Here is a 17,060-nt window from a genome sequence, read left to right on the forward strand (position 1 = left end):
CGCGGGTCAGCCGCGTGGCCCCCGCGCGAACAGCGTTTGCGTGCAGAGCGCATAGCTGGGATCGCGTTCGCCAAGGCCCAGCAGTCCGCCACCTTCGAACGGGCGGCGCACCTTGAAGTCGTATGTCACGACGCGTTTGGAAAACCGCCAGCGGCCATCCGGGCAGCGGCGGTAGTTGTCGAGGTAGCGCACCGCCATGAAATCTTCCTCGCCGCCGCCTTCACGGGCGGGGATGAGATGGTAGGCAAGCCCATAGACCTCGCCGCTGGCGTCATTGCCTTCCACCGCGATCAGGTGATTGCATACGTGGTGGCCCGAATAGGGCATGTACGGAAATGCGCGCGCGATGAAGTCGCAGTATTCCGGTGCGGGGCCGTCGAAGCTGTCGCCGTGGCTGTCGGTCGCGTCCTCGGTGTAGAGATCGCGCAGCAGGGCGATGTCCTGCCGGTCGATCGCGCGGGAATAGAGCAGTACCAGTTCGCGGATCGCATCCTTGTCGATCAGGGCCTGAAGCGCGCTTTCGTCTATGGCCATTCTCGTGGTCCTTTCGATGTGCTCAGAGCAGCGCGCCGCCGTCGACGGGGTAGACCTGCCCGGTGATGAAACTTGCCCGGCCCGAGGCTAGGAAGGCCACCATCGCGGCCATTTCTTCCGGCGAGGCGAAGGGCTTGCTCACGAACGTCCGGCGCTGCCGGATCGCGCGGTCCTCCTCGCTCACGCTGGCAGCGCCTTGCGAGAACATGCCGCTTTCGGGATTGAAACGGCTGCCTGCACTCAGGCTCGCCGGGTCGGTGGGGACCGTTGCATAGGGCGCGATGGCGTTGACGCGGATGCCGTGGCGGCCGACCTCTTTGGCCAGCACCACCGTGAAACTGTGCACCGCGCCCTTGGCGGCGGAATAGACCGGCAGCATGTAATCCCCCACCAGCGCGGCGGTGGAACCGACGTTGACGATGGCGCCGGCTCGCCGCGCGATCATGCCGGGCAAAGCGGCATGGGTCATGCGCAGCACGGTGCCGAAATTGAGGTCGATGTCGGCCATCCATTTGCCCGGATCGGAATCGACGAACAGCCCCTGGTCGACATTGCCGCCCACGTTGTTCACCAGCACCGCGGGCGGGCCGAGCCGGTCGGCAGCGTCCAGCACTTTCGCGGGTGAAGCGGGGTCGAGCAGGTCTGCGGCGACGAAGACGGCATTGACGGCGCCGCGCGCGAGGCAATCCTCTACCAGCCTCGCGCCTGCCTGCACGTCGCGCCCGACGAGGACCGGGATCGCCCCTTCCGCCGCAAGATCGAGCGCTACGGCGCGGCCGATATTGGCCGTTGCGCCGGTGACAATGGCGACTTTGCCGCCCAGTTGAAGATCCATGGCCTGCTCCCGGCTTTTGTTCTGCCAACGAGCTATGTCAGGGCGTGTACGGGGGCAAACCGCCCCCGCGATCAGCGCCTCAGTTGTGCGCGGAGAGGACGCAGCGCATTTCGCCGTCGCTGCCGTCGTCCTTCACCTGGCGCAGGAAGTTGGAGGAAATGCGGTGGAGCCTGAGGCCCTTGTGCTTGCCGCCGGTCATCGTCACCCGGTCACCCACGAACAGATAGCTGCCGCGAATGCCGCCGGCCTTGTAGCTGGAGGAATTGACGATGCGGAATTCATATTCCGGCACCAGCTTGCCCGGAGCGCCGCCGGCGTCTCCCGGCAGTTCGCAGGTATACGTGCCGATCGGCAGGGTCGAGATCGGGCCGCCCGGAACCGGCGGCGGCGGTGCATTGGCGGCGCATCCGCTGCTCGCAAGCAGCAGCGCTGCGGCGACGAGGCCTGAGGGAAGGGCGAGCGGAGTTCGGCTGGCGATGCGGATCATGGCGATTGGCTAGCATCGGCGCGAAGCAATTGCCATGCTTCGCTGCCTCGTCTAAGGGCGCAGGCTTTCCAAGGGACGTATCGTCGTCGTCAACGGCAGCGGCCCGTCCCTCAAGCTCTTTCGCATCGAAGGCACGAACCATGAAGATCAGCGGCGTCGATATCCGTCCCGGCAACATCCTTGAATACGAAAAGGGCATCTGGAAGGTCGCGAAGACGCAGCACACCCAGCCCGGCAAGGGCGGTGCCTTCATGCAGGTCGAGATGAAGAACCTGATCGATGGCCGCAAGACCAACGTGCGCTTCCGCAGCGCCGACACGGTCGAGCGCGTGCGTCTCGACACCAAGGACTTCCAGTTCCTCTATGCAGAGGGCGAGGACCTGGTGTTCATGGACACCGAGAACTACGACCAGATCTCGCTGCCGGCCGACCTTCTGGGCGAGGCTGCCGCCTTCCTGCAGGACGGTATGCAGGTTAATCTCGAAATGTGGGAAGAGCGCCCGATTTCGGTGCAGCTGCCCGAGCAGGTCGAGGCCACCATCGTCGAAGCCGACGCCGTGGTGAAGGGACAGACCGCGTCTTCCAGCTTCAAGCCCGCGATTCTCGACAATGGCGTTCGGGTGATGGTGCCGCCGCACATTGGCAGCGGAACGCGCATCATCGTCGACGTCTACGAGAAGTCCTACGTGAAGAAGGCTGACTGATGCGCGCACTTTTCCTTGCCCTTGCCGCGACCGGACTGGTTGCCGGCGGCGTTCCGGCCATGGCCGCACCCGCCAAGAAGGCCGCTCCTGCGACGAAGTCTGCGGCTCCGGCCGCAGGCGCGCAGGTTGCCCAGTCCGAGCACGCCGTCCTTTACCTCAAGGTACTGATCAGCGCTCTGCAGTCCGACCAGGTCAAGGAAGAGGCGAAGTCCGCACTCGTCGGCTGCCTTTACGAGAACTCGCTGGGCAAGATCAGCGAAGGTGTGGACAAGGTCATCGCCGAGAACGCCGACAAGGTTCAGCGCGACAAGCCCGCCGAGGTCTTCGCGGTTCTCACGGCGGTCTGCGGCTACAAGGGCGATCCCACTCAGCCGTCGCCGGCCGCCCCGACCACCGGTCGATAATAACAGATAGGCCGGCGCCAGCGGCGCCGGACATAGGAGCGAAGTACAGTCATGGCCGCCATTTCCGGTCTCATCCGCGTCATCGAGAAGGCCGCCCGCAAGGCCGGCAGCCGTCTGCGCCGCGATTTCGGCGAAATCGAGCACTTGCAGGTCAGCCGCAAGGGCCCCGCAGACTTCGTCTCGAAGGCCGACCAGGCTTCCGAGCGCACGATCTGGGACGAACTGCGCGCCGCGCGGCCCGACTGGGGCTACCTGTTCGAGGAAGCCGGCGAGATCGAGGGTGATCCGCGAATGCCGCGCTTTATCGTCGACCCGCTCGACGGCACCACCAACTTCCTCCACGGCATCCCGCACTTCGCGATCTCGATCGCGGTGCAGGAGCCGCGCCTCGACGGCAATGGCTGGGGCGAAGTGACGGCGGGCCTGATCTACAACCCGGTTACCGACGAGAGCTATTGGGCCGAAAAGGCACGCGGCGCCTGGCTGCAGGACCGCCGCCTGCGCGTATCCTCGCGTCGCCACCTCGACGAGAGCGTGATCGCCACCGGCATTCCCTTTGCGGGTCACGGCGACCCCGGCCAGTGGACCAAGATCTACCACGCGCTTGCGCCACAGGTTGCCGGTATCCGCCGCTTCGGCTCGGCCGCACTGGACCTCGCATGGGTGGCCTCGGGCCGCTACGAAGGTTTCTGGGAAGCCGATCTCAAGCCCTGGGACACGGCCGCAGGATGCCTGCTGGTACGTGAGGCCGGCGGCTTCGTATCCGACTGGAAGGGCCGCAGCGGACCTTACCACGACACCGAAATCCTCGCCGGCAACGACGTGCTGCATTCACGCCTGCACAAGCTGGTGGTGAACGCCCTCAAGTAATGCGGGACCTGTGCCGCCCGGCTGTGTCCGGACGGCCAACTCGGATTTCCAGAACGCCGTCCAGGACAAGGTCCCGGGCGGCGTTTTCGATTCGCCGCGAAATACAATCACTTCGTCGCACCGAGAACGCCCGTCTCCGAACTGAAACGCAATCGACGCGGTAGTTTCCGCAAGCGATGCGATGACACTGGGCCATGGAACGCCCTGACCTTCGTCACCATGCCCCCCGCCGATGCGCCTTGGTGCTGGCCTTTGCGGTAATGCCGGTGCCCGCCATGGCCGAGGCCCCGGCGGACGGCGGTTTCGACCTTCGCGCCGTGAATGGCCGCTCCCTGCCAGCGGCCCGCCAAACGATTCGCTCCCACGCCTTGGGCAGCGATTCCGCGCCGACGAGGCGCGAGAAAGTGAAACTGCGGCTGACCTACCAACCAGACGAAGACGGTCCGCGCTTCGAGATCGGCACTTTGGGCTCACGCAAGGGCGCCATGAAGTCCCGTTTGCTTCATGTTGCGATGGACTGGTCTTTTTAACGCAGACGGGCTTGAACCGTATCGCAGGCACGTCTAAGCGTCCCCGGCTTGTCCGTGCCCCTGTGGCGGAATGGTAGACGCGAACGACTCAAAATCGTTTGTCGAAAGGCGTGCCCGTTCGAGTCGGGCCAGGGGCACCACTTTCTTGACCGGCTAAGGCGCCTGGAAGATCGAGACCACGAAAAGGATCAGCACGGTCCCTACTGCGGTGGCGGCCAGCCATTGCAGAGACGGGTAGGCGGACATGGTCCTGACCACCCCCCATGCGACAACGCCGGCAAGAACGCTTCCCAGCATTATGCCTGCGACCAGCCCCCAGGCGGCAATCGCCCAGACCAGCACCAGCGCGAACACGGCGACGGGGAAGAAACCGGCCAGTGCGCCGCGCAGGCCTCGAATGGCTACTGCCACCGAGAATTTGAGGTTACGATTCGGCAGCTGCGTCGAATATCCTTCGGCCATTTCCGCCTCGCGTTATCGAACGATCGGCAGGCTACGTCGGCCTTGCGGGAAAGGCCAGTCGCTGCCGCCGAAACGGCCTTGAAGCAGGGCCTGTTGAAACGGAAGGACGTTGCGGCGGCTCCGTTCAGTTCAGCGCGGAAAGCCAATCCGCGATCATCGCGCGTCCAGCCGCCACCGCGCCGGGGCCGAGTTCGTCATGGGCATCGCGCAGTGCGTTCGGGCAGCCGCCCGCTTCCACCACAGCTTCGGGCCACTGGTCCATCCAGGCGTCGAAGCGCGGGTCCTCGCCCATCTCGGCGTGGAACTGGAGCGCCAGCAGGTTCGCGCCGCGCCGGAATGCCTGGTGTTCGTAGAGCGTGCTTGAGGCCAGCACGTCCACCCCCTCGGGCCGGGTGAAAGTGTCGCCGTGCCAGTGCAGCACAGGCACTTCGCGGACGTGGCGCAAGGGGCCATCGGCAGCATGTCCATGCACCTCGACCGGATGGAAACCCACTTCCTTGGCCGGGCCCGGATAAACCTGAGCGCCCAGGGCGCTGGCCATCATCTGCGCGCCGAAACAGACGCCCAGCGTCGGCCGATCAGCCTCCAGCCGCAGGGCTAGGCGGCGCAGCTGGCAGGTGATCCAGGGGTGCCGGTCCTGTTCGTAGACACCCATCGGCCCGCCCATCATGATGAGCAAGTCCGGCTGGCGCAAATCGAGCATGGCGAATTCGGGGTCGGTCACGTCGATGCGCGATACCGCGTATCCCGCGTCCTCGATGGGCTGGCGGTAACCGGCAACCCCTTCGTGGGGAACGTGGCGGATGATGAGAGCTGTCTTCACGTAAAGGCCAGTCTTACACAAGTTTCCTGAACGGGCGACATCGAAACCCGGGACGTCCGATGTCGCCCTGAGCCGTTACAGCCCGAGCCGCGACCAGAAGTCGCCGGCACTGCGGATTGCGGTGCTGCCGCTGCCGGGCGTCGGCTCGAAGCTGGCGCGCCATGAGGGGTGCGTGAAGCGCGGGCTCACCGTGGGCCTTGCACGAAGGACCGTTGAAGTGGTGGGAGGAAGGTCATCGAACATTTCGTATCTCCTTACGGGAGGCACGAAGCCGGCGTTGTCGCCTTGGTTTCGTGCGCTTTAGCGGTTGGTGACGCGGAGCAAGCTGACAGAATCAAATGCCGCGGAAACGAAAGGCGGACCCTCCGTTCGAGGACCAATCTACGCATTTGGTAGAGAATGTCCATTCAGGCGATTCTATCGACCCTGCGAGAAAAACTTGGCCGCCGGGTTGCGGCCCGCCTTACCCTCCTTCGGCGATTGCCGGGCCGGGATGCTTGACGTAGCCTGCGGCAATGCGTGTCCCTTTGCTCATCCTCGCCAGCGCCGTGATAGGCCTTCCAGTGTCCGCTCAGGCGCAAAGCGTCGCCGACAGCGTTTCGCGCGATATGCCGGGGCTGATGGAAATCTACCGCGATTTCCACGCCAACCCGGAACTCAGCTTCCAGGAAGTGCGCAGCCCCAGGATCATGGCCGATGCCGCGCGCAAGGCTGGTTTCACGGTCACCGAAAAAGTCGGCAAGACCGGCATTGTCGCGGTGCTGAAGAACGGGGCAGGGCCGACCGTCCTGATCCGCGCCGACATGGACGGCTTGCCGGTAACGGAACAGACCGGACTACCCTTCGCCTCGACCAAGCGCGGCATATCGCTCGCCGGGGTCGAAAGCGGAATCATGCATGCCTGCGGCCACGATACGCACATGACCAGCTGGATCGAGACCGCGCGCCTGCTGGCCGCGCGCAAAAGCGAATGGTCCGGCACTCTGGTGATGATCGGCCAGCCCGCCGAGGAAGCGGGATCGGGCGCGTTGGCGATGCTGGAGGACGGCCTATATACCCGCTTCCCCAAGCCCGACTACACGGTGGCCTTCCACGATACGCCCGAATTACCTGCGGGCGTCGTCGGCGCGGCGAAGGGCTGGGCGCTCGCCAATGTCGACAGCGTCGATATCGTGGTGAAGGGCGTGGGCGGGCACGGCGCCTATCCGCACACCACGCGCGATCCGATCGTGCTGGGCAGCGCCATCGTCATGAAGCTTCAGACGCTGGTCAGCCGTGAGACGAATCCTGTCGACCCGGTGGTGGTCACGGTAGGCTCGTTCCATTCCGGGACCCGGCACAATATCATCTCCGACGAGGCGCGACTGCAACTCACCGTGCGCAGTTACTCCGACGAGACGCGTGAGCGGCTGCTGGACGGCATTCGCCGGATCGCGCGCGGCGAGGCGATCGCCTCCGGCATTGCCGAGGACCAGATGCCGGTGGTCACGGTAAAGGAGCCGCATACCCGCGCCACCTGGAACACGCCCGAGTTCACCGAACAGGCGGTGGCGGATCTCAAGGCACGGTTAGGCGATGACATGGTCGTGTTCACGCCTTCAGTCATGGGGGGCGAGGACTTCGGCGAACTTCGCCGCGCCGACGAGGCGCATATCAAGTCGCTGATCTTGTGGGTGGGCGGCGCGGACCCGGCGAAGCTGGCGGCGGCGAAAGCGGGCGGAGCCCCGATGCCCTCGCTCCACAGCCCGGTCTGGGCCCCGGTGGCGGACAAGGTGATCGGCTCGGCATCGCAGGCATTGACGCTGACGGCGCTTCGGCTCATGCCGAAACGATAAGGGCGAGTGTAAGGGGGGCCGACATCGCTGCCTGTGAACGCCCTGTCGAAACACGGCCGATTTTGCGTAAGTATGCTATTGCGCTGTCAAGGTAACCGACAGTTAAAGCCTTTGCACTAGGCCGTCATGCAAGGCCGGTATTCGGCTGCGAAGGATGGCGTAAGCGACGATGATTCGTCTGTTCAAACATTACATTCCGCACGCGGTCGTCCTGCTCTGGCTGGTTGACGTCCTGCTGCTGGCGATTGCCAACGAGACATCGTGGCGCCTGCGCTCCGAACAGATCGGCATCGACCCCGGCGCGCTTGTCGACAGACTGGGGGCCCATGCGGCCTTTGCGGCGGTGATCTCGCTCTCGATGATCTCGGTCGGCGTTTATGGCGGAGAGGCGCTGCGATCCAAGCGGTTCGCTGCCGCGCGCCTGCTGGTTGCCATATCGCTGGGTGTGATCGCGCTGTCCTTTGCGGATTTCCTTGTCGGCGGGCAGAACTTCTGGCGCTCGACCCTGGCCTATTCGATGGCCTTCGCGATCGTGATGCTGATCTTCAACCGTCTGATCCTGGGCGCTTTTCTGGGGACCAGTTCGTTCCGCCGCCGCGTCCTGGTTCTGGGCGCGGGTGAGCGGGCACAGCGCCTGCGGGTGCTGGGCGAACGTCCCGAGAGCGGCTTTGCCATCGTCGGCTACGTCACCATGAGCGAGAGCGCGCCGGTGGTCGAAGAGGCGATATCGCGCGGGGCGATCCACAACCTTACCCGGTATGTCGAGAACCTCGGCGTCAGCGAAGTGGTGCTTGCACTGGAAGAGCGCCGCAATGCGCTGCCGCTCAAAGACCTGCTGCGGATCAAGACCGCAGGTGTCCACGTCAACGAATTCTCCAGCTTCCTCGAGCGCGAGACCGGCCGCGTCGATCTCGATACCGTCAATCCCAGCTGGCTGATCTTCTCCGACGGGTTTTCGTCCGGCCGGGCGATTTCCAGCGCCTCCAAGCGCGTGTTCGACATCGCCGTTAGCGCGCTGTTGCTGGTGGTCACCGCGCCGGTGATCGTGCTGTTCGCGCTGCTGGTGAAGATCGACAGTAAGGGCCCCGCTTTCTATCGCCAGCCGCGCGTCGGCCTGTTTGGTGAATGCTTCGACGTCGTCAAGCTGCGCTCCATGCGCACTGACGCCGAAGTGGCAGGCGCGCAGTGGGCGTCCAAGGACGACCCGCGCGTGACCCGCATCGGCAAGTTCATCCGCAAGGTCCGCATCGACGAACTGCCCCAGGCCTGGACGGTCCTCAAGGGCGAGATGAGCTTCGTTGGCCCGCGCCCCGAGCGCCCGGAATTTGTCGCCGACCTGGAAGAACAGCTGCGCTATTACGCGGAACGGCACATGGTGAAGCCGGGCATCACCGGCTGGGCGCAGATCAACTATCCCTACGGCGCCTCGATCGAGGATTCGCGGCACAAGCTCGAATACGATCTGTATTACGCCAAGAACTACACGCCGTTCCTCGACCTGCTCATCATCCTGCAGACGCTGCGCGTCGTGCTGTGGAGCGAGGGCGCGCGCTGATGATCGCAGGGCCTTCAGCTGTGTGGAAGACCATCGGAGTCGCTTTCGACCTGACCGGCGCGATCGCGCTGGCCAGCGTGGCGATCTGGCTGGCGACCCGCCGCGACCGTTTCGGCCGCGCGGGGACGGCAGTGGTTATCGCGCTGTTCCTGACCGCCTTGTGGAGCCTTGCGAGCGCTGCGGCGACGGCCTCGCCGGCCGTGGTTTTCGCGCCGTCGCTGGTTGAAAGCGCGCGCAACCTTGCCTGGCTGCTGGTCATCTACCGGCTTTTCGCCAGCGACGGACGCCATGCCACACTGGCTCCTATCCGCCCGGTGATTTTCGCCCTTGCCTTCGTCGAGATGCTGCACCTGGCTGTCGATTATGGCCTGTCGCGGCTGACGATCGACGGCGATGTCCTGCGCGTGGCGTTCGAATTCAACGTGATGTTCCGCCTGCTGGTGACGGTGGGCGGGCTGGTGCTGGTCCACAACCTTTACGCAGGTTCCCCGCGCGAATCGCGGGCAGCCCTGCGCTGGCCGGCGGTGGGGCTTGCCGCGCTATGGGCATTCGACCTCAACCTTTACACGATCGCCTATCTCGCGGGCAGCTGGCCTTACGAAATTGCTGCGCTGCGCGGTATCGCCACCGGCGCACTGGCGGCATGCATTGCCATTGCCGCCGCTGGAAACCGTGACGATCTGCGCCTTCGCCCGTCGCGCGCGGTGACGTTCCAGACGTTCTCGCTGCTTGTCATCGGCGTCTACCTTGTCGGCATGGTCGCGGTGGCGCAGTGGCTTTCCTACGCGGGCGGCAACTTCGCGCGCCTGATCGAGCTGGCCTTTCTGACGCTGGCAAGCGCGCTGGCGCTGGTGGTGTTGCCCTCGCGCCGGGTTCGCGCCTGGCTGAAGGTTACGCTCGCCAAGCATTTCTTCCAGCACCGCTACGATTACCGCGAGGAGTGGCTACGCTTCACCCGCACCATCGGCAGCGGCGGCGAGGAATCCCTGCCGCTGGGCGAGCGCGTGGTGCAGTCCATCGCCGACGTGTTCGAAAGCCCCGCAGGCCTGCTTCTAACCCCCGGCGACCAAGGCGAATTGACCCTTGCCGCCCGCTGGAACTGGGCGGAGATCGAGGTTCCCTCGGTCGCCATCCCGCTGCGCGGTCTCGGCCATTTCGAGCGTACCGGCTACATCTGCGACCTGGACGAAGTACGCGGCAGCGCCACGGGCGACAGTCCCGGCAGTGAGTGGGAAAACGACGTCCCGCGCTGGCTGATCGATCATCCGCGAGCCTGGGCGATGATCCCGCTGGTCCATTACGAACGCCTTGTCGGCATGGTCGTGCTGGCCCGCCCGCAGCTGGCCCGCAAGTTCGACTGGGAGGATTTCGACCTCCTGCGCGTCATCGGCCAGCAGGTGGCCAGCTACCTCGCGGAGAATTCGAGCCAGCTCGCGCTTGCCGAATCCGCGCGTTTCGATGACTTCCACCGCCGCATCGCCTTTGTGATGCACGACATCAAGAACCTTGCCAGTCAGTTCAGCCTGCTTGCCCGCAATGCCGAACTCCATGCCGAAAAGCCGGCCTTCCGCGCCGACATGCTGGTGACGCTGCGCAATTCGTCGGACAAGCTGAACGCCCTTCTGGCGCGCCTTTCGCGCTATGGTTCAGGCGGGGTCGACAAGCTGGAGCCGGTGCCGGCGGCTGAAGTGCTTTCGGTGGTGATGGAGCGTTTCCGCGGCACGCCGCAGGTGGTGCTGGCCGAAACGCGGGTCGCCGTCATCACTGCCAACCGTCATTCGCTGGAACAGGTGCTGATGCATCTGGTCCAGAACGCCATTGACGCCAGCCGGCCGGAAAGCCCGGTCTTCGTCTCGCTTTCGGTAGACGGTCTCAATGCTCGTTTCGAAGTGCTGGATTCCGGTAGCGGCATGAGCGCCGACTTCGTGCGCAACCGTCTGTTCAAGCCCTTCGTCTCGACCAAGACCGGCGGCTTCGGCATCGGCGCTTTCGAGGCGCGTGAACTGGTACGGGCGATGCGCGGCCGGCTCGATGTCGAATCGCGCGAAGGGCTGGGCTCGCGCTTCGTGGTCCGCCTTCCGCTGGCAGCTGCCAGCGATATCTACCAGACCCTTGCCTCCCACGACCAAAAGGTAGCGTGATGACCGATACCGCCGCCCGTCTGCCCAAGCTGCTTATCGTCGAGGACGACGCGGGGCTTCAGGCGCAGCTCAAGTGGGCTTACGAGGATTTCGAGGTCTTTGTTGCGGGGGACCGTGCCAGCGCCATCGCCCTGCTGCGTTCGGAAATGCCCGACGTGGTGACGCTCGACCTTGGCCTGCCGCCAGACCCGGACGGCACCACCGAGGGTTTCGCCGTCCTTGACGAGATCATGGCGCTCAAGCCCGATACCAAGGTCGTCGTCGCATCCGGCCACGGCGCGCGGGAAAGCGCGCTGCAGGCCATCGCCCACGGCGCCTACGACTTCTACCAGAAGCCAGTCGACATCGACACGCTGGGCCTCATCGTGCGCCGCGCGCTGCAGCTTCACCGGCTGGAGGAAGAAAACCGCCGCCTCGCCGGAAAGGTCGAGAAGGACGAGAAAGTCCTGGGCCGGATGATTACCGCCGCGCCCGAGATGGTCCGCGTCGCCCGCACGATCGAGCGGGTGGCCAATACCAATGTCTCGGTCATGCTGCTGGGCGCAAGCGGCACGGGCAAGGAACTGCTGGCGCGCGGCCTGCATGACGCCAGCGGCCGCGCCAAGCGCGAATTCGTGGCCATCAACTGCGCCGCGATTCCCGAGAACCTGCTCGAAAGCGAACTGTTCGGTCACGAAAAGGGCGCTTTCACCGGCGCGGTGAAGACGACGCATGGCAAGATCGAGCAGGCGGCAGGGGGCACCCTGTTCCTCGACGAAGTGGGCGATATCCCGCTCCAGCTTCAGGTAAAGCTGCTGCGCTTCCTGCAGGAGCGCGTGATCGAGCGGGTCGGCAGCCGCGAATCGATCCCCGTGGACACCCGCATCGTCTGCGCCACGCATCAGGACCTTGAGGCAATGATCGCCGAAGGCAGGTTCCGCGAGGACCTTTATTACCGCCTTGCCGAGATCGTGGTGCGTATTCCCGGCTTGGCCGAGCGGCCGGGCGATCCCACGCTGCTCGCGAAAGCCTTCCTCAACCGCTATGCCAAGGAAATGAACCCGCGCGTGCGTGGCTTCGCCGCCGATGGCCTTGCCGCGATCGACGCCTGGGGCTGGCCCGGCAACGTGCGCGAACTGGAAAACCGGGTGAAGCGTGCGGTTATCATGGCCGACGAGAAACTGGTCAGCGCCGCCGATCTCGACCTTGCCGAGCCCGACGAACAAGTGGTCAACGCGCTCAACCTCAAGACCGCGCGCGAGCAGTCGGACCGCAAGGTCATCCGCCATGCTCTGGCCCGCAGCGAGGGAAATATCTCCAGCACCGCCAAGATGCTCGGGATCAGCCGCCCCACCCTTTATGACCTGCTCAAGCAGTACGATCTGCAGTCCTGAACCTGCCGGGCGCGGGGGGCGCAGGGTAGCCGGATGGCTGGGCGTATCGGCGCTCGTCCCCTTGCTGTGCCTTGTCGCCCTGTTCACCGGCCTTTGCGCACAGCCCGCGCATGGTGAGCGGCCGCAGCGCGAAGTGCTGGTTGAGCAGGCGGCGAAAGCCCTCGCACGCGGCGATGGTATCGATGCCGAGGCAAAGCTGAAGGCCGCGCTCGTACGCGGGGCGACCGGCCCCGACGTCAGCGCGATGATGGGGCAGGCGCTGATGGCGCAAGGGCGCCGCGATCGCGCTCGCCCATGGCTGGTGCCAGGCCGTTTCTCGCCCGCTACCGCCGCCGTCGGCTGGCGGACGCTGGGCCTGCTGGAGCGGCTGGACGGCAACCTGCCGGCATCGGGCCGCGCCTATGACAGGGCGCTGGCGATCATCCCGAAGGACGCGTCGCTCTGGGTGGAGATCGGGCATCTGCGCTATGCGGGCGGCGAGCACCGTCTGGCCATCGATGCGGCGGAACACGCCCTTGCGCTCGATCCCGGCTCCGTGCCTGCGCTTGAATTTCGCGGGCAGCTGGTGCGTGACCGCTACGGATTACTCGCCGCGATCCCGTGGTTCGAACAGGCGATCATGCGCGATCCCAAGGACGTGTCGGTCCTGCTGGAATACGCCGCGACACTGGGTGAACTGGGCCATGCCACGGAATGCCTGACCATTACGCGCAGGGTCCTGCAACTCAGCCCGAAGAACCCGCGCGCCTATTATCTGCAGGCCGCGCTGGCGGCGCGCGCCGGGAATTACGATCTGGCACGGCGCCTGCTGATACGCACCAAGGGCAAGCTGGATAGCCAGCCCGGTGTGCAGATGCTGCGCGGGGTAGTGGAAATCGCGGCGGGCAACCCTTCCGCCGCTGCCGAGGCCCTTGAGGCAGTGCTTCATACGCTGCCTGACAATCGACATGCACGCGATCTGCTGGCGCGCGCCATCGGCATGGGCCGCCAGTATCGCTATGCCACCCTGAGGTTTGCCGAGGACATCGCCAATGACGAGGCTTCGCCTTACGTCCTGACGATGGTGGCACGGGCCTGGGAAGCGCTGGGAGACCGCCAGCGTGCGGGCGAACTGCTCGACCGTGCTGCCCGTCCTTCAGTGGCCGCATTGCATATTCTTGGCGATGCGGGGCGCATCGGTGAGCTGTTGGAGCTTGGCCAGACCGGCGCGGCGCAAAGCGCGGCGGAAGCGGCGCGCAAGTCGGACCCCGGGTTTTACGATGCGCAGGCGATTGCGGGTGATGTCCAACTCGCGCTCGGCCACGGCGCCGAGGCGCAGGCGCGGTACGTTCTGGCGACCGAGATCCGCATGTCCGAAAGCCTGTTCCAGCGGCGCTTCGCCGCCTACGCCATGGCACGCGATGTGCGCGGCGGGCGCGAGCTGGTCGAGGGATACCTGCGGCAGAACCCCACCAGCCGGCCCGCGCTGCGAGCCGCCGCGCAGCTATCCATCGGTGAAGGTGATCTTGGCCGCGCCCGTGCCATTCTGTCATGGCTGCGCGACAATGGCGCAGAAGGCGACGTTCAGCTGCTCTCCGACCTGGCGATGGCACAGGCCGGAACCGGAGACCTGGAAGCCGCGCAGGGCAGCGCACTTGCCGCCTACCGGCTGCAACGCGCCAGTCCGTTGGCGACCCAGGCTTTGGGATACAGCTATGCGATGCTGGACAGCCAGCCCGGCGCGGCACGCGCTTTGCTGGACAAGGCGCAGGCGATTGCCGGCAATACACCGCTGATCGCGAATGCACGCAAGCAGTTGCGGGTAAAAGGCTGACCGGCCTGGCCAGCGGTCCCGGATCACGTCCGGGACTGCGGCAGTTATTTAGGCTGGTAGGTCTGTTCGATACCGGGGAAGCTGCGGTCACGCACTTCGGCGGCATACTGCGCTGCTGCTTGCGAAACGAGCGATGCCATGTCGGCATAGCGCTTCACGAACCGGGGTACGCGCTCGAACATGCCGAGCATGTCTTCGGTAACCAGCACTTGCCCGTCGCACTGCGCCGAACCGCCGATGCCGATGCTGGGGCAGGCAATGGCCTGCGTCGCCGCGATGGCGATCGGCTCGACCACGCCCTCGATGACGATGGAGAATGCACCCGCATCGTCGAGCGCCTTTGCATCGGCGACGATCTTCGCCGCCTCCGCATCGCTGCGGCCGCGCGCGTTATAGCCGCCCAGCACGTTCACCGCTTGCGGCGTGAGGCCGATATGCCCCATCACCGGAATACCGCGCTCATTGAGGAAGCGGACGGTCTCCGCCATCGCTGTCCCGCCTTCCAGCTTCACGCCTGCACAGCCGGTTTCCTTGAGAAGCCGGGCGGCGTTCTCGAAAGCCTGCTGCGGCGATTGTTCATAGGTGCCGAAAGGCATGTCGACGATCACCGCGGCATGATAGCTGCCGCGCACCACGGCAGCGCCGTGGGCGATCATCATATCCAGCGTCACCGGCACGCTGGAGGGCAGCCCGTAGATCACCTGGCCCAGGCTATCGCCCACCAGCAGCAGGTCGCAGTGTTCGTCCAGAAGCTGCGCCTGCCGCGCCGTATAGGCCGTGAGCATGACGATCGGTTCGGCGGTGACGCCGTCCTTCTTGCGCCGGCGGATCGCCGGAACCGTCAGGCGCTTCATCGGCGCGGGCGTGGGATTGGCGCGGCTGGTCGCGGTGTCGAGCTGGAAAGTCGTGGACATGCCCGGCTTGTAGCCTCGGCCTGCGCGCCGGGCAAACCCTCATGGAGTGAACATTCCGGTCCAACGGAGGCAATATTGTTGCGAAGCTGGGGAATCTCCGGCGGTTGGCCCTTGCCAAGCGCCTGCTTGTCGTTAGCCTCCTTTCATTCGCAAATTCGGGGGTCCACGAATGTTCGGACGCGTTAAGCCGCTCGACGCCATCTTGGCGACGGCTGAAAAGAAATCACTTCACCGGTCGCTGGGCGCGTTCCAGTTGACCATGCTTGGCATTGGCGCCGTAATCGGCACCGGTATTTTCGTTCTTACCGCCGAAGCCGCTCAGAAGGCGGGGCCGGGCATGATGCTGTCCTTCGTCATCGCCGGCTTCGTATGCGCTGTGGCAGCGCTCTGTTACGCCGAGATGGCGGCCATGGTGCCGGTTTCCGGTTCCGCTTACACTTACAGCTACGCCGTGATGGGCGAAACGGTGGCCTGGATGGTCGGCTGGGCACTGATCCTGGAATATGCCATTGCCGCAGGTGCGGTTTCGGTCGGCTGGTCGGGCTATTTCATCGGCTGGCTCAATTCCAGCTTCAACATCGACATACCGCTGGCTCTGGTGCGCGGTCCGTTCGACGGCGGCATCATCAACCTGCCGGCGATGCTGATCGCAGCCTGCGTCACCGCGCTGCTGATCAAGGGCACCAAGGAAAGCGCCACCGTCAACGCGGTGCTGGTAGGCATCAAGATCCTTGCGCTCACCTTCTTCGTCTTCCTGACGATCCCGGTCATCAAGAGCGGCCAGTTCACGCCGTTCGCACCGCTCGGCTTTGCCGGCATCTCCGGTGCGGCTGCCTCCATTTTCTTCGCATACGTCGGCTTTGACGCGGTTTCGACCGCTGCCGAAGAAACCAAGAACCCGCAGCGCAACATGCCGATCGGCCTGATCGGCAGCCTTGCCATCTGCACGATCTTCTATATGCTGGTAGCGGCGGGCGTGATCGGCACGGTAGGCGCGCAGCCCGTCTTCGGACCTGGCGGTGAAGTGCTTTCACCCGGAACCCCGGCGCTGGCACAGGCCTGCTCTGCCATCCATGAAAATGCCGTCGTCTGTTCCAAGGAAGCGCTGGCGTGGACGCTGCGTCAGATCGACTACCCGTTCGTCGGCTGGCTGGTCGGTGCAGCGGCGATCATCGCGCTGCCTTCGGTCATCCTGATGATGATGTTCGGCCAGACCCGCATCTTCTTCGTGATGAGCCGCGACGGGTTGCTGCCGGAGTTCTTCTCCAAGGTTCACCCACGCTTCCACACCCCGCACGTCATTACGCTGCTGACCGGCGTATTCGTGGCGATTTTCGCTGCGTTCTTCCCGGTGGGCCTGCTGGCCGACGTGTCCAACTCAGGCACGCTGTTCGCTTTTGCCGCCGTGTCGATCGCGGTGATGGTGCTGCGCCGCACCGATCCCACCCGCAAGCGTCCGTTCCGCACCCCTGCGGTGATGTTCACGGCGCCGCTGGCCATCGTCGGCTGTATCTACCTGTTTTTCAGCCTTTCGTTCCACACGATCGCGCTGTTTGTGGGGTGGGCGATCCTGGGTCTAATCGTCTATTATGCCTACAGCCGTAGCCGCAGCCATGTCGGGCTTGGCCTCGTCGAAGTGCATGAGGTCGACACCGACGCGCCGCCGCCGGCAGTCTGACATCGCCCTGACAGCACCAAAAGGAAGGGGGAGCGCCAATGCGCTCCCCCTTTTTTTGTCCGCAAGATATGCCGGCCTTATCCACAGGGTTACTCGCGCTGC

At 65.0% G+C, this 17,060-nt stretch carries 17 protein-coding genes and 1 tRNA gene; 11 read left to right on the forward strand and 7 right to left on the reverse strand.

What is annotated here, in order from left to right; translation table 11 throughout:
- Positions 1-6 precede the first annotated feature (6 nt).
- The 3 genes from TQ38_RS07795 to TQ38_RS07805 all read right to left on the reverse strand — a co-directional run bounded on the left by TQ38_RS07795 (position 7) and on the right by TQ38_RS07805 (position 1,856).
- Complete coding sequence (locus tag TQ38_RS07795) at positions 7-534, reverse strand: nuclear transport factor 2 family protein (RefSeq protein ID WP_043975290.1); 528 nt, start codon at positions 532-534, stop codon at positions 7-9.
- A gap of 22 nt (positions 535-556) precedes the next feature.
- The gene (locus TQ38_RS07800) at positions 557-1,369 is read right to left on the reverse strand and encodes an SDR family NAD(P)-dependent oxidoreductase (protein WP_043975289.1); all 813 of its coding nucleotides are present in this window, start codon (positions 1,367-1,369) and stop codon (positions 557-559) included.
- Positions 1,370-1,448: 79 nt separating this feature from the next.
- Positions 1,449-1,856, reverse strand: coding sequence for a hypothetical protein (locus tag TQ38_RS07805; RefSeq protein WP_043975288.1), 408 nt, complete (start codon positions 1,854-1,856; stop codon positions 1,449-1,451).
- Between the two features lie 140 nt (positions 1,857-1,996).
- Between TQ38_RS07805 and efp the strand changes: the two genes are divergently transcribed.
- The 5 genes from efp to TQ38_RS07830 all read left to right on the forward strand — a co-directional run bounded on the left by efp (position 1,997) and on the right by TQ38_RS07830 (position 4,504).
- Positions 1,997-2,560, forward strand: a complete 564-nt coding sequence (efp, locus tag TQ38_RS07810) for an elongation factor P (RefSeq protein WP_043975287.1) — start codon at positions 1,997-1,999, stop codon at positions 2,558-2,560.
- Positions 2,560-2,964: a hypothetical protein gene (locus TQ38_RS07815; RefSeq protein WP_043975286.1), complete on the forward strand. Its 405-nt coding sequence runs from the start codon at positions 2,560-2,562 to the stop codon at positions 2,962-2,964. Before efp ends, TQ38_RS07815 begins: the two co-directional genes overlap by 1 nt.
- A gap of 51 nt (positions 2,965-3,015) precedes the next feature.
- The gene (locus TQ38_RS07820) at positions 3,016-3,834 is read left to right on the forward strand and encodes an inositol monophosphatase family protein (protein WP_043975285.1); all 819 of its coding nucleotides are present in this window, start codon (positions 3,016-3,018) and stop codon (positions 3,832-3,834) included.
- 194 nt (positions 3,835-4,028) lie between these two features.
- Entirely contained in the window at positions 4,029-4,364 is a 336-nt protein-coding gene (locus TQ38_RS07825) for a hypothetical protein (RefSeq protein WP_240197992.1), read from the forward strand.
- Positions 4,365-4,420: 56 nt separating this feature from the next.
- Positions 4,421-4,504, forward strand: a tRNA-Leu gene (locus tag TQ38_RS07830).
- A gap of 13 nt (positions 4,505-4,517) precedes the next feature.
- On the opposite strand, the gene TQ38_RS07835 is transcribed toward TQ38_RS07830, so the two are convergent.
- From TQ38_RS07835 to TQ38_RS29925, 3 genes are all read right to left on the reverse strand, one after another.
- On the reverse strand, positions 4,518-4,826 hold the full coding sequence (locus TQ38_RS07835) for a hypothetical protein (protein ID WP_043975284.1): 309 nt from the start codon (positions 4,824-4,826) through the stop codon (positions 4,518-4,520).
- A gap of 124 nt (positions 4,827-4,950) precedes the next feature.
- Positions 4,951-5,649 carry a glutamine amidotransferase gene (locus tag TQ38_RS07840; RefSeq protein WP_043975283.1) on the reverse strand — a complete coding sequence of 233 codons (699 nt, stop codon included), beginning with the start codon at positions 5,647-5,649 and terminating at the stop codon, positions 4,951-4,953.
- Between the two features lie 75 nt (positions 5,650-5,724).
- On the reverse strand, positions 5,725-5,892 hold the full coding sequence (locus TQ38_RS29925; RefSeq protein WP_162792221.1) for a hypothetical protein: 168 nt from the start codon (positions 5,890-5,892) through the stop codon (positions 5,725-5,727).
- Positions 5,893-6,164: 272 nt separating this feature from the next.
- On the opposite strand from TQ38_RS29925, the gene TQ38_RS07845 reads away from it, so the two are divergent.
- From TQ38_RS07845 to TQ38_RS07865, 5 genes are all read left to right on the forward strand, one after another.
- Positions 6,165-7,484, forward strand: a complete 1,320-nt coding sequence (locus tag TQ38_RS07845) for an amidohydrolase (RefSeq protein WP_043975282.1) — start codon at positions 6,165-6,167, stop codon at positions 7,482-7,484.
- A 169-nt stretch (positions 7,485-7,653) separates the two neighbouring features.
- Positions 7,654-9,039 (forward strand): TIGR03013 family XrtA/PEP-CTERM system glycosyltransferase, encoded by a 1,386-nt coding sequence (locus TQ38_RS07850; protein WP_043975281.1) that lies wholly within the window; start codon positions 7,654-7,656, stop codon positions 9,037-9,039.
- On the forward strand, positions 9,039-11,180 hold the full coding sequence (prsK, locus tag TQ38_RS07855; RefSeq protein ID WP_043975436.1) for an XrtA/PEP-CTERM system histidine kinase PrsK: 2,142 nt from the start codon (positions 9,039-9,041) through the stop codon (positions 11,178-11,180). Before TQ38_RS07850 ends, prsK begins: the two co-directional genes overlap by 1 nt.
- Entirely contained in the window at positions 11,180-12,553 is a 1,374-nt protein-coding gene (gene prsR / locus TQ38_RS07860) for a PEP-CTERM-box response regulator transcription factor (protein ID WP_043975280.1), read from the forward strand. Before prsK ends, prsR begins: the two co-directional genes overlap by 1 nt.
- Positions 12,519-14,366, forward strand: a complete 1,848-nt coding sequence (locus TQ38_RS07865; RefSeq protein WP_082057673.1) for a tetratricopeptide repeat protein — start codon at positions 12,519-12,521, stop codon at positions 14,364-14,366. The genes prsR and TQ38_RS07865 overlap by 35 nt, the downstream gene beginning before the upstream one ends.
- Before the next feature lie 44 nt (positions 14,367-14,410).
- On the opposite strand, the gene panB is transcribed toward TQ38_RS07865, so the two are convergent.
- Entirely contained in the window at positions 14,411-15,280 is an 870-nt protein-coding gene (panB, locus tag TQ38_RS07870) for a 3-methyl-2-oxobutanoate hydroxymethyltransferase (protein WP_043975279.1), read from the reverse strand.
- A 169-nt stretch (positions 15,281-15,449) separates the two neighbouring features.
- Between panB and TQ38_RS07875 the strand changes: the two genes are divergently transcribed.
- Positions 15,450-16,958: an amino acid permease gene (locus TQ38_RS07875; RefSeq protein ID WP_043975278.1), complete on the forward strand. Its 1,509-nt coding sequence runs from the start codon at positions 15,450-15,452 to the stop codon at positions 16,956-16,958.
- Positions 16,959-17,060: the final 102 nt, after the last annotated feature.

The organism is Novosphingobium sp. P6W (assembly GCF_000876675.2).
GTDB lineage: Bacteria > Pseudomonadota > Alphaproteobacteria > Sphingomonadales > Sphingomonadaceae > Novosphingobium.